17 protein-coding genes are annotated in these 15,311 nt (G+C 49.1%); 11 read left to right on the top strand and 6 right to left on the bottom strand.

What is annotated here, in order from left to right:
- Window positions 1-59: 59 nt before the first annotated feature.
- The 7 genes from B1C80_RS21195 to B1C80_RS21165 all read left to right on the top strand — a co-directional run bounded on the left by B1C80_RS21195 (window position 60) and on the right by B1C80_RS21165 (window position 5,254).
- Window positions 60-638, top strand: a complete 579-nt coding sequence (locus B1C80_RS21195) for a Crp/Fnr family transcriptional regulator (protein WP_077923219.1) — start codon at window positions 60-62, stop codon at window positions 636-638.
- A gap of 104 nt (window positions 639-742) precedes the next feature.
- Window positions 743-1,420, top strand: coding sequence for an NADPH-dependent F420 reductase (locus B1C80_RS21190; protein WP_077923218.1), 678 nt, complete (start codon window positions 743-745; stop codon window positions 1,418-1,420).
- A 43-nt stretch (window positions 1,421-1,463) separates the two neighbouring features.
- Window positions 1,464-2,381, top strand: a complete 918-nt coding sequence (locus B1C80_RS21185; protein WP_236648875.1) for an alpha/beta fold hydrolase — start codon at window positions 1,464-1,466, stop codon at window positions 2,379-2,381.
- A 55-nt stretch (window positions 2,382-2,436) separates the two neighbouring features.
- Window positions 2,437-2,793 (top strand): nuclear transport factor 2 family protein, encoded by a 357-nt coding sequence (locus B1C80_RS21180; RefSeq protein ID WP_077923217.1) that lies wholly within the window; start codon window positions 2,437-2,439, stop codon window positions 2,791-2,793.
- 52 nt (window positions 2,794-2,845) lie between these two features.
- Window positions 2,846-3,418, top strand: coding sequence for a PPC domain-containing DNA-binding protein (locus B1C80_RS21175; protein WP_201723576.1), 573 nt, complete (start codon window positions 2,846-2,848; stop codon window positions 3,416-3,418).
- Between the two features lie 149 nt (window positions 3,419-3,567).
- The gene (locus B1C80_RS21170; RefSeq protein ID WP_077923216.1) at window positions 3,568-4,536 is read left to right on the top strand and encodes a zinc-binding alcohol dehydrogenase family protein; all 969 of its coding nucleotides are present in this window, start codon (window positions 3,568-3,570) and stop codon (window positions 4,534-4,536) included.
- 37 nt (window positions 4,537-4,573) lie between these two features.
- Window positions 4,574-5,254: a hypothetical protein gene (locus B1C80_RS21165; RefSeq protein WP_077923215.1), complete on the top strand. Its 681-nt coding sequence runs from the start codon at window positions 4,574-4,576 to the stop codon at window positions 5,252-5,254.
- A gap of 41 nt (window positions 5,255-5,295) precedes the next feature.
- On the opposite strand, the gene B1C80_RS21160 is transcribed toward B1C80_RS21165, so the two are convergent.
- The 3 genes from B1C80_RS21160 to B1C80_RS29015 all read right to left on the bottom strand — a co-directional run bounded on the left by B1C80_RS21160 (window position 5,296) and on the right by B1C80_RS29015 (window position 6,957).
- A complete protein-coding gene (locus B1C80_RS21160) occupies window positions 5,296-5,991 on the bottom strand; it encodes a hypothetical protein (protein WP_077923214.1) in 696 nt (231 codons plus the stop codon).
- Between the two features lie 385 nt (window positions 5,992-6,376).
- Window positions 6,377-6,637 carry a recombinase family protein gene (locus B1C80_RS29020; RefSeq protein WP_317126254.1) on the bottom strand — a complete coding sequence of 87 codons (261 nt, stop codon included), beginning with the start codon at window positions 6,635-6,637 and terminating at the stop codon, window positions 6,377-6,379.
- On the bottom strand, window positions 6,613-6,957 hold the full coding sequence (locus B1C80_RS29015) for a recombinase family protein (RefSeq protein WP_317126253.1): 345 nt from the start codon (window positions 6,955-6,957) through the stop codon (window positions 6,613-6,615). Before B1C80_RS29015 ends, B1C80_RS29020 begins: the two co-directional genes overlap by 25 nt.
- Window positions 6,958-7,287: 330 nt before the next feature.
- On the opposite strand from B1C80_RS29015, the gene B1C80_RS21150 reads away from it, so the two are divergent.
- Both B1C80_RS21150 and B1C80_RS21145 read left to right on the top strand, forming a co-directional pair.
- Complete coding sequence (locus B1C80_RS21150) at window positions 7,288-7,662, top strand: antitoxin Xre/MbcA/ParS toxin-binding domain-containing protein (RefSeq protein ID WP_240699370.1); 375 nt, start codon at window positions 7,288-7,290, stop codon at window positions 7,660-7,662.
- Between the two features lie 3 nt (window positions 7,663-7,665).
- Window positions 7,666-8,133, top strand: coding sequence for an RES family NAD+ phosphorylase (locus B1C80_RS21145; RefSeq protein WP_077923212.1), 468 nt, complete (start codon window positions 7,666-7,668; stop codon window positions 8,131-8,133).
- 302 nt (window positions 8,134-8,435) lie between these two features.
- Here B1C80_RS21145 and B1C80_RS21140 read toward each other — a convergent pair whose 3' ends face one another.
- From B1C80_RS21140 to B1C80_RS21130, 3 genes are all read right to left on the bottom strand, one after another.
- Entirely contained in the window at window positions 8,436-8,837 is a 402-nt protein-coding gene (locus B1C80_RS21140) for a nuclear transport factor 2 family protein (RefSeq protein ID WP_077923211.1), read from the bottom strand.
- Between the two features lie 109 nt (window positions 8,838-8,946).
- On the bottom strand, window positions 8,947-9,810 hold the full coding sequence (locus tag B1C80_RS21135; RefSeq protein ID WP_077923210.1) for an AraC family transcriptional regulator: 864 nt from the start codon (window positions 9,808-9,810) through the stop codon (window positions 8,947-8,949).
- A 510-nt stretch (window positions 9,811-10,320) separates the two neighbouring features.
- A complete protein-coding gene (locus B1C80_RS21130; RefSeq protein WP_139361704.1) occupies window positions 10,321-10,749 on the bottom strand; it encodes a hypothetical protein in 429 nt (142 codons plus the stop codon).
- A 1,467-nt stretch (window positions 10,750-12,216) separates the two neighbouring features.
- Here B1C80_RS21130 and B1C80_RS21125 point away from each other — a divergent pair.
- Window positions 12,217-12,558, top strand: a complete 342-nt coding sequence (locus tag B1C80_RS21125; protein ID WP_077923208.1) for an acyloxyacyl hydrolase — start codon at window positions 12,217-12,219, stop codon at window positions 12,556-12,558.
- A gap of 247 nt (window positions 12,559-12,805) precedes the next feature.
- Window positions 12,806-15,169, top strand: coding sequence for an ABC transporter permease (locus tag B1C80_RS21120; RefSeq protein ID WP_077923207.1), 2,364 nt, complete (start codon window positions 12,806-12,808; stop codon window positions 15,167-15,169).
- Window positions 15,170-15,311: the final 142 nt, after the last annotated feature.

Genomic DNA, 15,311 nt, shown 5'->3' with positions numbered 1-15,311 from the left:
ATCCAGCGCCCTTATTAACGAATAGATGTTTAGATTTGTAGGAAAGTACGCTTCATCCAATGTCGATACTGCCTCTAATTGCTCATTTTGAAAGCTACATTCCACTAAAGGAAACGGAAAAACAGTTGCTGGAAGGTCGAGTAACCCGTCGGCAGATTAAACGGAAACAGGCCATCTTACAGGAGGGTTTTGCCTGTAGACACTATACATTTATTGTTGAGGGCTGCTTTCGGATGTATGCCGTCGACAAGAAAGGAACCGAGCATAATTTACAGTTTTCGGCTGAACAGGATTGGATTGCTGATATCGGAAGCTTTCATGCCGGCAGGCCCAGCGCCTTGTTCATTGAAGCCATCGAACCAGCGGTTGTATTACAAATCGAAAAACAGGACCTCTACTTTCTGTACACCAATATTCCCAAGCTGGATCGAATCTTCAAAGTCATCGTTGAGAACAAGTACGTAGAACTGCAAAACCGGGTTTTGCAAAGCATCAGCTCAACGGCTCAAGAACGCTACCTTACCTTTTTAGAGCAATACCCAAAGCTTGCCTTACGGCTACCCAATACACAGATCGCTTCTTATCTGGGTATAACACCTGAGTTCCTGAGCAAAATCAGAAAAGACATTGCTTCCTGATGCCGTCGGGCTTAAACTAGTTTAAGCCTATTTCTTAAGATACCTTATTGGCGCACCTGGGCCGTTGGACGGACCTTTGTCTGGTTATTTAGTCAACAAAGACCATGTCACAAACTCAGGAATTAAACGTCGCTATTATTGGTCTACGCGTTATTGGCCGCACACTAGCCATCAATCTAACAAAAGGTTTTCGGACGGTTATGCTAGCCTCCCGCGATTATACAGCGGCCCAGAATTTGGCGAACGAGTTGGGCAAATTCGCACAACCCAAGGAAATATCGGCGGCTGTTAAAGAAGCTGACATTATTGTTTTAGCCATCTGGTTCGATGCCGTTGGCGAGTTTTTACAGCAGTACGCCACTCAGCTAAAGGGTAAAATCATCATTGATTCGTCTAACCCGATTGCACCGGACCCTAAAGGTGGTTTTATCAAAATCATTGGCGAAACCGAGTCCGCCGGTCAGATCAACGCTTCTTTACTCCCTAAAGGGGCAAAGCTCGCCAAAGCGTTCGGCACACTAGGGGCAGCATCGCTGGCGCAGGCCTCCGGGCAAACGCCGGAGCAGGCGGTTCTATTTTACGCCACAGATGACCACTCTATTCAGCCAGCCATCGAGGAATTGATTATCGATGCCGGGTTTGAACCCCTGTACGTTGGTGGGCTAGATCAATCTATCCGCCTGGAAGTATTCGGTGATCTGCATGAGTTTGGGGCGTTAGGCAAAACGGTCCATTTAGAGGAAGCGAAAGAAAAGCTCCTGAACCCCGACTTGGCTAAGTAGGACAAAGGGAACTCGCTCTACATAGCCATGCGGCCTTGTTCATATGAAAGCGTACTCCTCGACAAAGACCCAGCTCTGCCTGGTTTTTACTATCAAAATGAAATCCCTATTTTTCTTTTTATGGCTGCTCACCAACGCAGCCGCATTCAGTCAAAGTCCCAATGGACTGCGCGCGTTCATGCAGCAGGCTCCTTCACCAGCACAGGCGATTCCCTACGGGAACAATCCTACAGCGGGCCAGTATGCGCAAACGAAAGACGCCAAGATTTATTACGAAGTCTATGGACAAGGAAAACCCCTGGTGGTCCTGCATGGTGGTATCGTGGGGTCTACCTACGAAATGGCCCAGTTTATTGATAGCCTGGCCAAAACCCATCAGGTCATTGCCATCTCTACCCGCGGACATGGTAAGTCGGAAATGGGTTCCGGCGTACCTTCTTACGAGCGTAAAGCGGATGATGTCAATACCATTATCGAAGCGGTAACCAAAGACAGCGTGCTTGTTTTAGGCTTTAGTGATGGCGCTTACACGGGCTATTTTCTGGCCGCGTCGCACCCGGATAAAGTTAAAAAGCTGATTGCCATTGGTGCCGGAGAGTGGAAAAAGGGTTGGCGAACATTTGACAATACGCGCCAATCACTTTTTGGTCTGGACAGCCTCTACTTTACCCAGCAATTGGCCCTACTGCCCCAGCCTGAACGCTTTGATGAGTGGCTCTTGTCGGTTAACCACTACTATAGTACCGTTCGTATCGGCAAACTGATACTAGGTATGATTCAATGTCCCGTGTTGGTTATGGCGGGAGAAAAGGACCAAAACGCTCCCTTGAAAACGGTCATAACGGCCTATGAGATGATTCCGAAGGCCCAACTAAGCATTATTCCTAATGCCCCCCATCCGGTGTTCCTGACGAATTTTCCGGCGGTCTGGGCAAGTATGCAGCCTTTTTTAAGGCGCTAGTTTTCCCCAGTAAGACAGCATAGCAAATGCTGATTCACAACCATTTTTTTTAGCAATGAACGCAAACGAAGCAATAACAAACGACATATTGAGCCATCACCTGACGGCCTTTGGCAACAACGACCTGGCAGAGATTTTGAAAGACTATACCGAAGAGTCCCAGGTATTAGCCCCAAACGGCCCCTTGATAGGATTAGCGGCTATCCGCCAGTTTTTTGCTGATTACTTTTTGGCCATCCCAACGGGTTCGGTCTTTACCATGAAACAACTGACGGTTAGGCATCAGGTCGGGTATGTTGCCTGGGCTAGTGATTCAGCCATTGCTCAGATCCCGATGGGAACCGATACCTTCTTTTTGGAGGGAGATAAAATAATCGTTCACACCGTCGCCGATTACCGGATATTGAAATAGCGGTTTTTGGGTAGCAGAAGCGTTTCTGCTACCCAAAAACCAACCCGATCTTATGAAAACTACCAAAATTAGCTATGTACTTACCGTCGTCATGGCGCTGCTTGCCATCCAGACGACGGCCTATGCACAAGAATATAGCTCGCCCACACAACCCGTTGAGGTGGGCAAAGCTCCCGGCGTCAAGGTCAAGTTACTGAGCACCAACGGACCCCTCAAAAACTACGTATTGATTTTCGCTATGGGGGATGAAATACGGTCGGGCTTGACGGAATTTGCTCAACAGTATGGGGTAAAGACGGCCCACTTTACCGCCATTGGCGATGCCACCTCAGCCAAGTTTGGTTTCTTTGATTACGGTCGTAAACTCTTCAAAGTCATCCCCATTAGCGAACCCTGTGAAGTATCGTCGTTAACGGGTAACATTGCCGTACTCAATGGTAAACCCATCGTTCATATTCACGCCACGGTGGCCGCCGAGGATGGCACCGTTCGGGGCGGCCATCTGCTTGAACTAGTTACCGGCCCTACTTTGGAAGTGTTTCTCACTGTTGAGCCAACAACGCTCTACAAAAAGGTAAACCCTCAGTTTGGGGCTGGCCTGATTGATCCCTCACTAACGAAGTAACTATTACGGATAGAAATCATAGTAGATCGAAACGAACCAGCTAGTACGTCGTTATTTTGGGAGTAGAGTAACGACCCTGAAAAATAGACTGCTAACTAGTTGCCAACGTGAAGCAGCCATAGCCTTTCTGTAGCACATACCGACCCCTTATGAAAGTAGCCGTAGTATATCAACCCGGAGGCCCGGAAAGCTTTGTTTTAGAGGAACGCCCCCTACCCACGCCAACGGGTGAATGGGTACTGATAAAGGTGAAAGCGTTTGGCCTAAATCGTTCGGAGTTGATGACGCGCAAAGGCTACTCACCCGGCGTTCAGTTTCCGCGTGTACTTGGTATCGAGTGCGTTGGCGAAGTAGAATATGACCCCTCTGGCCACTATGAAAAAGGTCAACCGGTCATGGCTTTAATGGGTGGTATGGGACGGGATTTTGACGGTAGCTATGCCGAGTATACGCTCTTACCCAAAAGCCTGCTCCATCCCTTTGAGAGCACGCTTACTTGGGAAACGCTGGGCGCTATTCCCGAAATGTTTCAGACGGTTTATGGCTCGCTGTATCCAGCCTTGGACATTCAGCCCGGAGAAACGCTGTTGATTCGGGGGGGCACGTCATCGGTGGGCCTGCTGGCAGCACAACTCGCTCACCAGGGGGGGCTGGCGGTAGTAGCGACCACCCGGAATCCCCAAAAAGAAAAAGCCATGCTGGACAATGGGGCCACGCATGTGCTGATCGATTCGGGCCAGGTAGCCGAATCGGTTCGGGCGCTTTTTCCACCGGGTATCGACAAAGTGCTGGAACTGGTCGGTACGGCTACGCTGCACGACTCCTTAAGTTGTCTTAAACCAGGCGGAACGGCTTGTATGAGTGGGATGCTGGCTGAAAGCTGGACGATCTCTGATTTTGCTCCCATGGAGTATATACCGGCTACCGTTCGACTCACCACCTATGACAGCGGTCAGCTTACCAGTCCGACAAGCGTGTTTCAGGACTTTATCCGTCAAGTTGAAGCCCGTCAGGTGAAACTCCCCGTTAGTCGGACGTTTAGGCTGGCGCAAATCGCCGAGGCCCACCAATTCATGGATAACAATCTGGCCACGGGTAAGCTTGTCGTCATACCTTAACTGACTCTTAATCAATTAAACACTTGCATTTCAGGATATGAAACAGATCGTATCGGCGCTGATCAGTAGCCTACTGCTCGGCGCAATGAATGGGAACGCCCAAACCATAAAGCTGGATAAAGCTAAGCTAGCTCCCAACCTGGTATCGATGTCGCTTGAACGAATAAAGGGCAAAGATGCGCTCCGGGTCATCAAGGATTCTACCCTACAACAGGTGGACGAACCTACGTTTGTGCGGCTCATCGACGTTGATTTTACCAACGGCACCATCGAAGTCAAGGTGCTGAGCCGACTCCTGAAAAACGCGCCGGAAACGGCCCGTGGTTTTATTGGGGTTGCGTTCCGGATCAACGCAACCAGTTCGAGTTTCGAGAGTATTTACATCCGCCCCACCAATGGCCGGGCCGACGATCAGATCCGTCGTAATCACTCCATCCAGTACTTTTCTTACCCTGACTACAAATTTGATCGGCTACGGAAGGAAGCACCGGAGCGTTACGAGTCGTATGCTGATATGGCCCTGAATGAATGGATCACAATGAGAATTGTCGTAAACGGGCAGGAAGCAAAACTTTACCTGAATGACGCAAAACAACCCGCCCTGCTGGTCAAGGATCTGAAGCATGGCGTAGGCGCTGCAACAGCGGGGGGCATTGGCCTTTGGGTTGACGTAGGTACCGAAGGCTACTTTGCTGACCTGAAAGTTACCCGGCAATAGAGGTCGTTACCTAGTTCAATTCCCATTGAGCCCGTCTACATTTACTTTTTCGTAATCTTTAAGTCTTTAAAGTAGCCTTCGGTTCCGATGTCTACCCACAAGCCAACGGCCCCTGATTTTAGATTTCCTTTTAGCTGTTTTATAGAAAGAGACGGTTCTTTTTTATCATTGATATACAGGGATGCTTGCTGACCCTCCACTTCAATACGTAGGGTTATCCATTCATCAAGACCAATATCGGCACTTGCTTCAAAGGGACCGCCCGGCGACCGGCCAATATTGTCCATTTTGTAATTAGGATACGAGTAGTACTGAATCGCCTGATTTCGCACAACTGGGTTTCTTACGCGCCCCACTTTAGGCCGTATGTACATCGACTCGAATGCTGAATTGTCGCTGTTGATTCTAAAGGCAAGGCCGATAAATCCCCAGGAATCGCGATAGGGCGTGTTCTTTTGTATCCGGCTTAGCACTTTGACTTCGATCGTTCCGTTTTCAAAATCGGAGTTTTTTAGCCTTGCATAGAGCGGACCGTTAACCGTTGCTCCCAACCGTTTCTCATCAAAAGGCAGTGCTTCTAAATCTCGTTCTACTTTCAGAACTTTCTCGCCATGAAGATCAGCGACCGATCCGGTCACGTTCACCAACTCGAATGACTGATCGTTGAGACGTACTTCCGGCTTACAGGCTACCAGTAAACCAAGGTAATAGACAAAAAATAGGCTATTCTTCTTCATTATCGTTGGTTGAATGATAATGCAAAGTTGCGGTAGCACGATTGGTAGGCCAATAAACTATCTTAAGAAGTAGGCTTAAACTAGATTAAGTCGGCCCAAGACGCTGGGCCGACACTCGGCTCACTGGTTGCGATTTAAGAGCCAGGTCTTCTCTGCTTTTATTCAAAAATTAGGGTAATGGTCAGGTCAACTGGCAAGAAATTCATGAGCTGGCTGAGCCTGAAACAAGGTCAGATGGCTATAATTTTATATATACATTAACAACAATATGTCAGGAATCCGTAATGTTGGTTGCCCCCTTTTGACGGCAAACTGACAACGTATTTTGCAGACCATGCGGTGTAAGGAAAGCGTCTTTTCAAACGCCCATTTAATGAAGCAGCCGTTATTTTACCTCTTGCCAAGCTAAGTAGCGGTAAACCGTTGCTCGGCTTATGTGGAATAACTGACCAATCTCTAAAATCGTATGAGTTTTGAGAACATATATAGACTTAACCGCCCGTGCTTTCGCTTGTGCTTCGGGCGTAAGTCCTTTGGGTCGTCCGCCGATGCGACCCCTAGCTCGAGCCGCAGCTAAACCGGCTTTGGTTCGTTCCCGGATCAGATCACGTTCAAATTCAGCTAATGAAGCAAATAGGTTAAACACCAAGCGGCCTTGAGCGGTGGTGGTATCAATCGCCACCGTGGCGCGGCATCATTTAGACTACGGAAGCCAATTCTTTTGGCTTGAAAGTCGTTGATCAGTGTGAAGAGTTCTTTCAATGACCTACCCAGTCGGTCGAGTTTCCAAACGATGACCATATCATCTTCTCGTGGCATTTCTAGTAACTTTCCTAACTGGGGCCTCTCTTTAGCTGAAGAAACCTTCTCCTGGAAGATCTTTTGACAACCTGCTTTTTTCAGGTCATCCAATTGCAAGTTCAGATTCTGATCTTGGGTCGAAACGCGGGCGTAGCCGAATAGCATACTATTATTTCAATAAAGAAAAGGAAGCGAGTCTGAACTAAGAGCCGCTAACCATATACTCCGTAAGTGAATCACTAAGGGTGGAGCCGATTGGCGAGCTATGACTTCTGCTATAGTTTCTTAGGGAGATGCGACTATCAATCCGTCAGTTGCATCTCCATAAGAAACTATCGTTTTGCGGTACGCTCACTATCACAGGCTATCAAGCTGGCCAAGCATACGGCAAATTTGATCGAGTGAACTTTTGTAGTTATTTTAGTGGAAAAATTCATTCCTATGGCCATCTCTTTGCCTTTCTTACCGCCTAATCAAGCCCTGTTACCCAGGCTCATGACCGAACAGGAGATTATCACTCGCAGTCGACAAGGCGTGCTACGAGCGGAAGCTGACCGCGTAGCAAGGTTAGTTGGGTTAACCGACAAAGAAATGGCTATTGCTTTAGGCTTATCAGCTTCATACCTGCATCGGCTGAAAGTCGATCAACGCATTAGTCAGGATGCCTCCGAGCGACTGCTGCTGTTAGAGAACTTACTTCTACACATGTTAGATACCTTTGAAGGACGTGCTTCAACTGCTCTCAACTGGTTGCGCGCCCCCTTACGTGAACTTGACTACCAAACGCCCCTCCAGATATTAGATACTGTTACGGGCTATACTTTGGTGGATCGGGTACTGGGCCGTATCGACTATGGCATCTTCGGATAAGCGATGGCTATTGTGTATCGAGTGGTGCGCCAGAAGTATGCCGCACAACCCCTAGATGTTACCGGTACATGGCTCAATGGAGGCCGTTGGAATCCACCGGGTGTTGGCATCCTCTATACGGCTGAGCATCCCGCTCTAGCTTTAGTCGAAATCCTAGTACATATGCCACAAGTGCCTTATGATGAGCTACCGGCCTACCGGTTGTTCAGTCTGGAGTTACCCCAGGATAGCCAACGGGTAATAGACGCGGTTGATCTACCGCCTTACTGGCAGGAGAATACCTATAACCGGAGTCAGCATCTTCTGGCTGACTGGCTAGCTAAGCCGGATGTGTTAGCTCTAGGTGTGCCCTCCTCGGTGATGCCATCGGGCATCAATTACTTACTACATCCTGCCCATAGTGGCTATGGCTTTATACGGGTAATTGAAGAGAAGCCTCTAGTGATTGATCCCCGCCTGTGGTCGAAGTAGCCAAGGCAACAGCAATTTTCTTCATCTCACATAGGAGCGATTAATGAGATAGTTATTTTCTAATAAATGTCAAGTGGCCCGCCACCGCGGTCCAGTTAGTAGTATAGGATATAAGAGGCTTTCGTGGCGAATTTAATTCCGAATGTGTTTGCTACCACAGCTATCAAACGCCATTGCGGATTTAAAAGAAAGCCTGCTCAGCTAGCAGGCCATCTAGTTGTTGTATGTGATAAGTGGTAGGCCATTAAATCGGCCTCTTTACCTGAAGTGCGACTAGTACCCTTATTTTGACGTTCGGCATATCATGCAAATACAGGTGATACATCCTGATATACTCGCACCGATTCAACCTGGCCCGTTTCATTTAAATCAGTGAAGGCTACGGCATGGACTGTTGCTTTTTGTCCATCGTGACGAACATAATGATTAAGCGCTTCTAATACATAGTTTCTGTCCGAACCGTAGATATTCGTCAAGTCATGTTCAAGGCCAGCAAACGATTGCCAGTACTGACCCAGACCCTGTAAAACGGCCTCTTTCCCACCTTGTATGGGCGTATCGTTGTTAAACTGCACCGTTATGTTATCGGCTAGAAATTGGCCATAAGCCTCAATGTCCCGGTCGTCCATGGCTTGTAGATAGGCCAGATAACGTTCATAGGCCTGGGTAGAAAGTTGATTGATACGGAGATTGTCAATAATCATGGCTGATCGGATTTGAGTTACTTGAATAACACAAAGTTACGCCAACCAATAGGGTTAGGGGTAGGACAAACTACGGCCTGACTGGCAGTTTCTACTGCATGTAAGCGAGTTAGCCACGATAGGCTAGGGGCGTAACCCCCGTCTTACTTTTGAACAACCGGGTGAAATAAGAGGGGTCATCATAACCCAGCCAGTACACAATCTCTTTGATGCTCATCGCCGTTTGTTTGAGCAGGCTCTTGGCCTCAAACAACACCAACTCGTCAATGCTTTGTTTGGCTGACTTGCCGGTTTCTTGCTTGAGCAACTCCGACAGGTGTTTCGCCGATACATTCAGTTGATCCGCATAGAAACCAACCTCTTTCTGTTGTTGAAAGTGGGTATGTAGCAGCTGGTTAAACTGGCTGACCAACTGGTGATTCCAGCCAACGGCAGTAGTCGAATGGCCCTGTTGGTCGTACAATGCGTTGATGTACTCCAGGAGTGCGAACATAAGTCCTGCCGCTATCTTCGGTACGTCACTATACTGTTGCAGCGGCCTCATCAAGTCCTTCACCCGAGCGTATTCTTGGTCTGACAAGACGAGCACGTGCTGGGCCCCTGCTCTGAAAAAAAGATAATCAAGTAAGAAGTTGTTGTAGAAAGGAGGGCCAAACAAGTCGGGCGTGAAAAAGAAAGTAGTATTCTGAACGTTCCAATTGTTATCAAGCCAAAGACGGGTTATACCCGGCCCAATCAGGGTTAGTGCTTGCTTAGGGACCTCAAAGTCACGAATACCAATTCGAATCCGACATTGATCTTCATGCATGAGCCCAAAGGCATAGAAGTAGCTCCGGTAGGGAAACGAGATGTTACCCGCCCTGGCAAAGTCGGCTTCGGTGGCCACATACAGGTGCCCATCAAGTGCAGGCGTGCCAACTACTTGCCGTAAGAACTGGTGAAACGCAAAGTTGAATGGAGTCTGCTGAACCATAGGGATATATGCTGGACACTAGGAATACTATTTATTTTCTCTTCAGAAAAAATCCCCCACCCTAATATATCGTTATACTTGGTTTGTCCAGTCCTGAAATAACTTTATATTGAGCTTATTAGGACTAGACACAGCTTATCGCGAAATACTCAACAAGCAAGCAGCCTCTGCTAGGGTTCATTTTGACAACAGCAACAGCCAATTTTCAGAGTCATCAGAATTGCAACATCTTACGTTGAGAGCGTATACTGAGAATAGATCAGGAGAACCCTTTTTGTATTATAATTAGTCAAGTTGCATACGAAATCTTATGTCAATGAACTTTTCTAAGTTCATATGCCCTGTACGTGCCCTGAAAATAGGCCGGATTGTACCTTGGAAAGGGGAAAGAAAGAGCCAGTATTATGTTAATGGAATATCTATCGATTAATCCCGCCAACTACGAGTAAAGGACCGCACAAAACGGTCTTATTGTTAACATAACCTTCACTTATACAACAAATTGGGGGCTTAACGAAAGTGTATTGATTGAAATAGTTTGTAAGCTGCAAATTGCTGAAGGGTATCTAAATTTCTCCCATAAATAGTTAGTCTAGTCCCTTTTTGATTTACTTCGGGAAAGTGAATCCCTGTAATCCCCTTTCCTATTCGCTTGGGTAAGACGATTTTCGCTCTTTTACCATTTATGGTGTCATAGAGAAAGTATTCGCTTAAGTGGATGGCTTGCGCTTCATCGATCTCTGGAGTTTTTGAAAAAATCATTCGACCGGGATAATGAAACTTAGCTGCGTCATAAATTTTTTTTCGCTCGAATGAGCGCACAGGTACTACTAAATCATCAAATGAATCCGAGTAAAGTCCGTAGTCTAGGAACAGAGTATCTCCGCTGTCTGTAACAATTCCTTGAACATCAGAGTCAATTCCTTGTAATTGGATCACTTTCCAAGTGTTCGGAGCTCTGGCTGTAAGAAAGGATAAGTTTATCGCCTGTTCACTAACATTTTTTGTTTGGCAAGAGGAAAAGAGCAATAACAGAACGAGACAGATCTTATATCGGAATTGCATTTTATCGATAACAGTTTCTAGAGCCAAAGTAAGACTTTATACTTTACATAAGATTAGGTATAGAACGGGTCTACGATAAGTGCAAACTCACTGTGAGGCAGGAGATTGTATTTTTCCAAGACCCGTTCTATACCATGAGTTATGTTAAGAGTTTTATCTAAGAAACCGGCGTACTACGTTAGATTACCAGATCTAGCAATAATTATATCTGATGGGCCGATCTGCATTAGCTATTTCACTGATATTATTTCTTAATACTTGCTGGACACTAGGGCAAGGTACAAACCTATGCTTGTTCTATGATCCGCTAAAAGCCCAACAAAATATCAGAGATGGCAAACCAAAACTGTTTTTGGAAACTGGCATAGCTCCCATCAGATATACAAACGACTCCACTGTAGAGAAACAGTTTGGTTTTGTCTATGAAGATTTAGGAGACCTTAAGAGTGAAAGTGATAGCTGCTTGATAGTGTATAGTAGGGTAGTTTTTTCCTACCTAGATAGAAGGTATGGCCGAGAATGGAGACGTAGATGTAGGAAGGATGTTCTCTTTTTAAAGTCAATTCGCTATCAATCAAGGTAGGCTTACCTGCTGTATAATCTAACGTTATGTTAGCCAAAGTACAAACTTCAGGCAAAATACCGGCTCACTGAACGCCCGTTTTTTTCAGACGGCTTGTTTAAGCTGAAAACAATAATTATAGAAATTCGCTGCATTCTCAAATTGCCATCTCACTAATCAACGTTTTGCTTTCGTACTATTTGTTGAGTTGATGATGCATTCCAGACTGCCGAGTGACGGACTTTACAGTTGGCCACCGCTGTGCGAAACGGCAAACCTACTCGCTGTGGGGCCCTGTTGCTTCAGATTCCTGCTGACCAGTCTCAAGTTCGAATTTGTCCATTCGATTATGTCAGGCTTGCGGGACCGGCTCAATCCTCCTTGCTTACGACGAACGGGCGTGTATCGTATTACAACGATCAAAGGCGTACGGGGCCATCGGTATCAAGTGACGGTACGCGTCGATCAGAATACGTACACGGCCCTGGCCACCATGCCGCCCAGGGTAGCCCTGGATCAGGTCAGCTACCGAACCGATTCCCGCTTTCAGAACACGGCTATTCAAAGGGTGGCCAGCTATCAGACCCCAGCCCAGCGACCCGCCCACCAAGCTGAGCGGTGGTGCCCTGGGCTATTTCAGCGCGCATACCGTGCAGCAACGAACTCTTGTGATCCCCTGAAGCAATGTATCTTCTCTCCCGTCAGGGGCTCACCATCGCCCTGTTTACCCTGATTACGGTTGCCCATGGGCAAGTATTAACCTATCCGCCCTTCATAAAATGGTATCAGAATCCATTGGGCTTCGAGCCGGTCAAGCTGCATACATCCAGCTGTTTTTCGAGTCCGGGGCCGGACTGATCCTGTTTGCGGAGCCATTCCCGCAACCCACCACTGGTTACGGCCTGTTCTCGGAGTCGCGAACCGGTACACAGCTCAATAGATCACCTAAATACGGCATCGGCAGCGAAATCCGGCTGGCCCGCACTATGTCCCTGCTGGCGGGCATTCGGCATGTGCATATCTCGAACGGAAATAATCCCGGTTACGAGCGCAACCCCGGCCACGACAGCAACGGATTTTACGTGGGCCTAACCTACCGACCAGCCAATAGCACCCGGTAATTTTTTGGATTGTTGGCTGGGCATACATACGAGCCAACAACCCTTCGGCGACACCAGTACCCAGTTTGCCGCTGCCGGGACCATGCTGAAACCGGACAGCTATTGTCCGGAAGCGGACAGGGGAAGCCCGTTTTTTCTGAGTCAAAAAGCCCTCAACAAGCCTCCAGGAGCCTTTCTCAGGAATTGGTCATTGATTTGCGAAGCGTATCGGCAAGCGCCTGTTTTTATCAAGCGCCTGCTCAGGACTATGCTCCGCAATTACCTTAAAATCGCCTGGCAGAATCTCGCCAAAAACCGGGTCTATTCAGGCATCAATGTGTTTGGCCTGGCCCTGGGTATGGCCTGCGCCCTGCTCGTGGGCCTGTGGTTAAGCGACGAGCTAAGCTACAATCGGTACGTTCCCGATGCTGACCGGGTATTTCTGGTGCGGGTCAACTACAACCTGAACGGGGGCGAAACCCAAACTGCATATGCTACGCCAGGTCCCCTACAGGCAGCTATTGCCCGCGACATACCCCAGGTGATGGGCACTACTAAGCTTACCTGGCCTACAGAAGGTCTCGTGCGGGTGGGCAACAGGGTGGCCAAAGAGCAGGGCCAATACGCGTCGGCCACTTTCTTCGATGTGTTCGACCTGCCTGCCGTGCAGGGCAACCCTAAAGTTGCGTTGGCCAACCCCAACCAGATCGTTATCAGCCAAACGATGGCCGCCAAATACTTCCCCGCCGGGCAGGCCATTGGCCAAACGCTTCAACTCGACAACAGCCGGGTTTTTGTGGTGGGGGCGGTGCTGAAAGACTTGCCCGCGACATCGACCCTTGCGTTCGACTGGCTGGCCAACTTTACCGTGCAGGAACAACCGTGGCAGAATCAGTGGGGGTTCAACTCGGTGCAGACGTACCTTCGGCTCCGGCCCGACGTATCGTCGGCGCAGGCCGAAACCGCCATGCGGGGTTTGTTTCGGCGGTATGCTACGTTCGACAACAAGGAGCGCATCGTATTGCAACCGATCACCGACCTGCATCTGTGGGGCGAGTATGAGAACGGTGTGGCTGTTGGCGGACAGATCGAGTACGTCCGGATTTTTGCGGTGGTGGCCCTGTTTATTCTCCTCCTCGCCTGCATCAACTTCATGAATCTCAGCACGGCCCGGTCGGCGGTGCGGGCCAAGGAGGTGGGCGTTCGAAAGGTCATTGGCGCGGGTCGGCGCGGGTTAATGGGGCAGTTTCTGAGCGAGTCGGTACTGTTATGTGCAGTAGGGGCGGGGGTGGCTCTTGGCATGGTGTGGTTCACGTTGCCCGAGTTCAATGCTGTTTTCGACAAACACCTCACACTCGATCTGACCGATCCACTACGTTGGGCAGGCATTATAGGACTGGTGCTGATTACGGGCTTACTGGCAGGCAGCTATCCGGCTCTATTCCTGTCGGGCCTTACCCCCCTTAGCATACTGAAAGGAGCGGGCTGGCGCCCGGCGTCTCGTGGGCCGGTGCAGCTTCGCCGGATGCTGGTTGTCTTTCAGTTTGCCTTGTCCACGTTCCTCCTGATTGGTATGCTGGGCATCGGTCAGCAGATGACCTACCTGCGCACCAAACACCTCGGTCTCGACCGCGATAACATGATCTATGTTCGACTGGAAGGCAAGTTAGACGATTACGAAAAGACAGAAGCCTTTCGGCAGGTGCTGCTCCAGGCCCCATCCGTTGCCGGAGCCACCACCACGGCCCACCTGCCGCTGAACATCCAGAGCCGCTCTACGGATCTGCAATGGCCAGGACGTAACCCTAAGCAGCTGGTGGAGGTATCGGCGATGTCGGTCGGCAATGATTTTATCAAAACAACGGGCATCCGGCTTATCGCGGGGCGAGATTTTCGGCCCAACAGCTATGCCGATACGTCGGCCTACATCATCAACGAAGCGGCCGCAAAACTCATGGGTATGACTAAACCCGTGGGGCAGCCCATCACGTTCTGGTTCGGCAAAGGGCCGATCATCGGCCTGATGAAGGATTTCCATCTTAACTCCCTGCACCAGTCTATTGGGCCTCTGGTGCTGACCTATATGCCGCCTAATGGGCAGTATCTGATGGTGAAACCCCGCCATGGTCAAACCCCGCAGGCTCTTGCCGATCTGGAACGATTGCTGAAACAGTTCAATCCAACTTACCCCTTCGCCTATCATTTTCTGGACGAGGCTTACGAAGACCTCTATCACCGCGAGCAGCAGGTGACTACGCTGGTGACGTCTTTCGGCCTGCTGGCTATTTTGATCTCGTGTCTGGGTCTGTTCGCACTGGCTGCGTTCACCGCCGAGCAACGTACCAAAGAGATTGGCGTTCGGAAAGTGCTGGGGGCTAGCGTGTCTAGCATTGTTACGTTGCTCAGCAAAGATTTTCTGGTATTGGTGCTGATCGCCATTGCGCTGGCAGTACCGCTGGCGTGGTGGGCCTTGCGGGCGTGGCTGAGCTCGTTTGCCTACCGCATCGACACCGCGTGGTGGCTTTTCGCGCTGGCGGGTTTGCTGGCGGTGGGCATCGCCCTGCTGGCGGTGAGCGTCCAGAGCATCAAAGCCGCGCTGATGAACCCGGTGAGATCATTGCGGTCGGAATAGGGGCGAAACGACGTCGCTTGCAGAGACAACGTATGCGTTGTCTCTATAACCAAACCATCCAATAGTTTCCCCATCCAAAAAGCAACCGGATGCCCGTTTGATTGGATCGTATGATCGAAAACAAGGCGTTCTATGCGACACA

The sequence above is a fragment of the Spirosoma sp. 209 genome, from assembly GCF_002006735.1.
In the GTDB taxonomy this organism is placed as follows: domain Bacteria; phylum Bacteroidota; class Bacteroidia; order Cytophagales; family Spirosomataceae; genus Spirosoma; species Spirosoma sordidisoli.
Note: the sequence above shows the minus strand (reverse complement) of the source record. Positions and strands in the feature narration are given on the sequence as shown.

What these genes read in the sequence shown, in the direction of transcription:
- B1C80_RS21180 (WP_077923217.1), top strand. Translation starts at nt 2,437, where the DNA reads ATGAACGCAAACGAAGCAATAACAAACGACATATTGAGCCATCACCTG.
- B1C80_RS21145 (WP_077923212.1), top strand. Translation starts at nt 7,666, where the DNA reads ATGGCTATTGTGTATCGAGTGGTGCGCCAGAAGTATGCCGCACAACCC.
- B1C80_RS21190 (WP_077923218.1), top strand. Translation starts at nt 743, where the DNA reads ATGTCACAAACTCAGGAATTAAACGTCGCTATTATTGGTCTACGCGTT.
- B1C80_RS29015 (WP_317126253.1), bottom strand. Translation starts at nt 6,957, where the DNA reads ATGCTATTCGGCTACGCCCGCGTTTCGACCCAAGATCAGAATCTGAAC.
- B1C80_RS21195 (WP_077923219.1), top strand. Translation starts at nt 60, where the DNA reads ATGTCGATACTGCCTCTAATTGCTCATTTTGAAAGCTACATTCCACTA.
- B1C80_RS21185 (WP_236648875.1), top strand. Translation starts at nt 1,464, where the DNA reads ATGAAAGCGTACTCCTCGACAAAGACCCAGCTCTGCCTGGTTTTTACT.
- B1C80_RS21175 (WP_201723576.1), top strand. Translation starts at nt 2,846, where the DNA reads ATGAAAACTACCAAAATTAGCTATGTACTTACCGTCGTCATGGCGCTG.
- B1C80_RS21140 (WP_077923211.1), bottom strand. Translation starts at nt 8,837, where the DNA reads ATGATTATTGACAATCTCCGTATCAATCAACTTTCTACCCAGGCCTAT.
- B1C80_RS21165 (WP_077923215.1), top strand. Translation starts at nt 4,574, where the DNA reads ATGAAACAGATCGTATCGGCGCTGATCAGTAGCCTACTGCTCGGCGCA.
- B1C80_RS21170 (WP_077923216.1), top strand. Translation starts at nt 3,568, where the DNA reads ATGAAAGTAGCCGTAGTATATCAACCCGGAGGCCCGGAAAGCTTTGTT.
- B1C80_RS21160 (WP_077923214.1), bottom strand. Translation starts at nt 5,991, where the DNA reads ATGAAGAAGAATAGCCTATTTTTTGTCTATTACCTTGGTTTACTGGTA.
- B1C80_RS21125 (WP_077923208.1), top strand. Translation starts at nt 12,217, where the DNA reads ATGGTATCAGAATCCATTGGGCTTCGAGCCGGTCAAGCTGCATACATC.
- B1C80_RS21120 (WP_077923207.1), top strand. Translation starts at nt 12,806, where the DNA reads ATGCTCCGCAATTACCTTAAAATCGCCTGGCAGAATCTCGCCAAAAAC.
- B1C80_RS21135 (WP_077923210.1), bottom strand. Translation starts at nt 9,810, where the DNA reads ATGGTTCAGCAGACTCCATTCAACTTTGCGTTTCACCAGTTCTTACGG.
- B1C80_RS21150 (WP_240699370.1), top strand. Translation starts at nt 7,288, where the DNA reads ATGACCGAACAGGAGATTATCACTCGCAGTCGACAAGGCGTGCTACGA.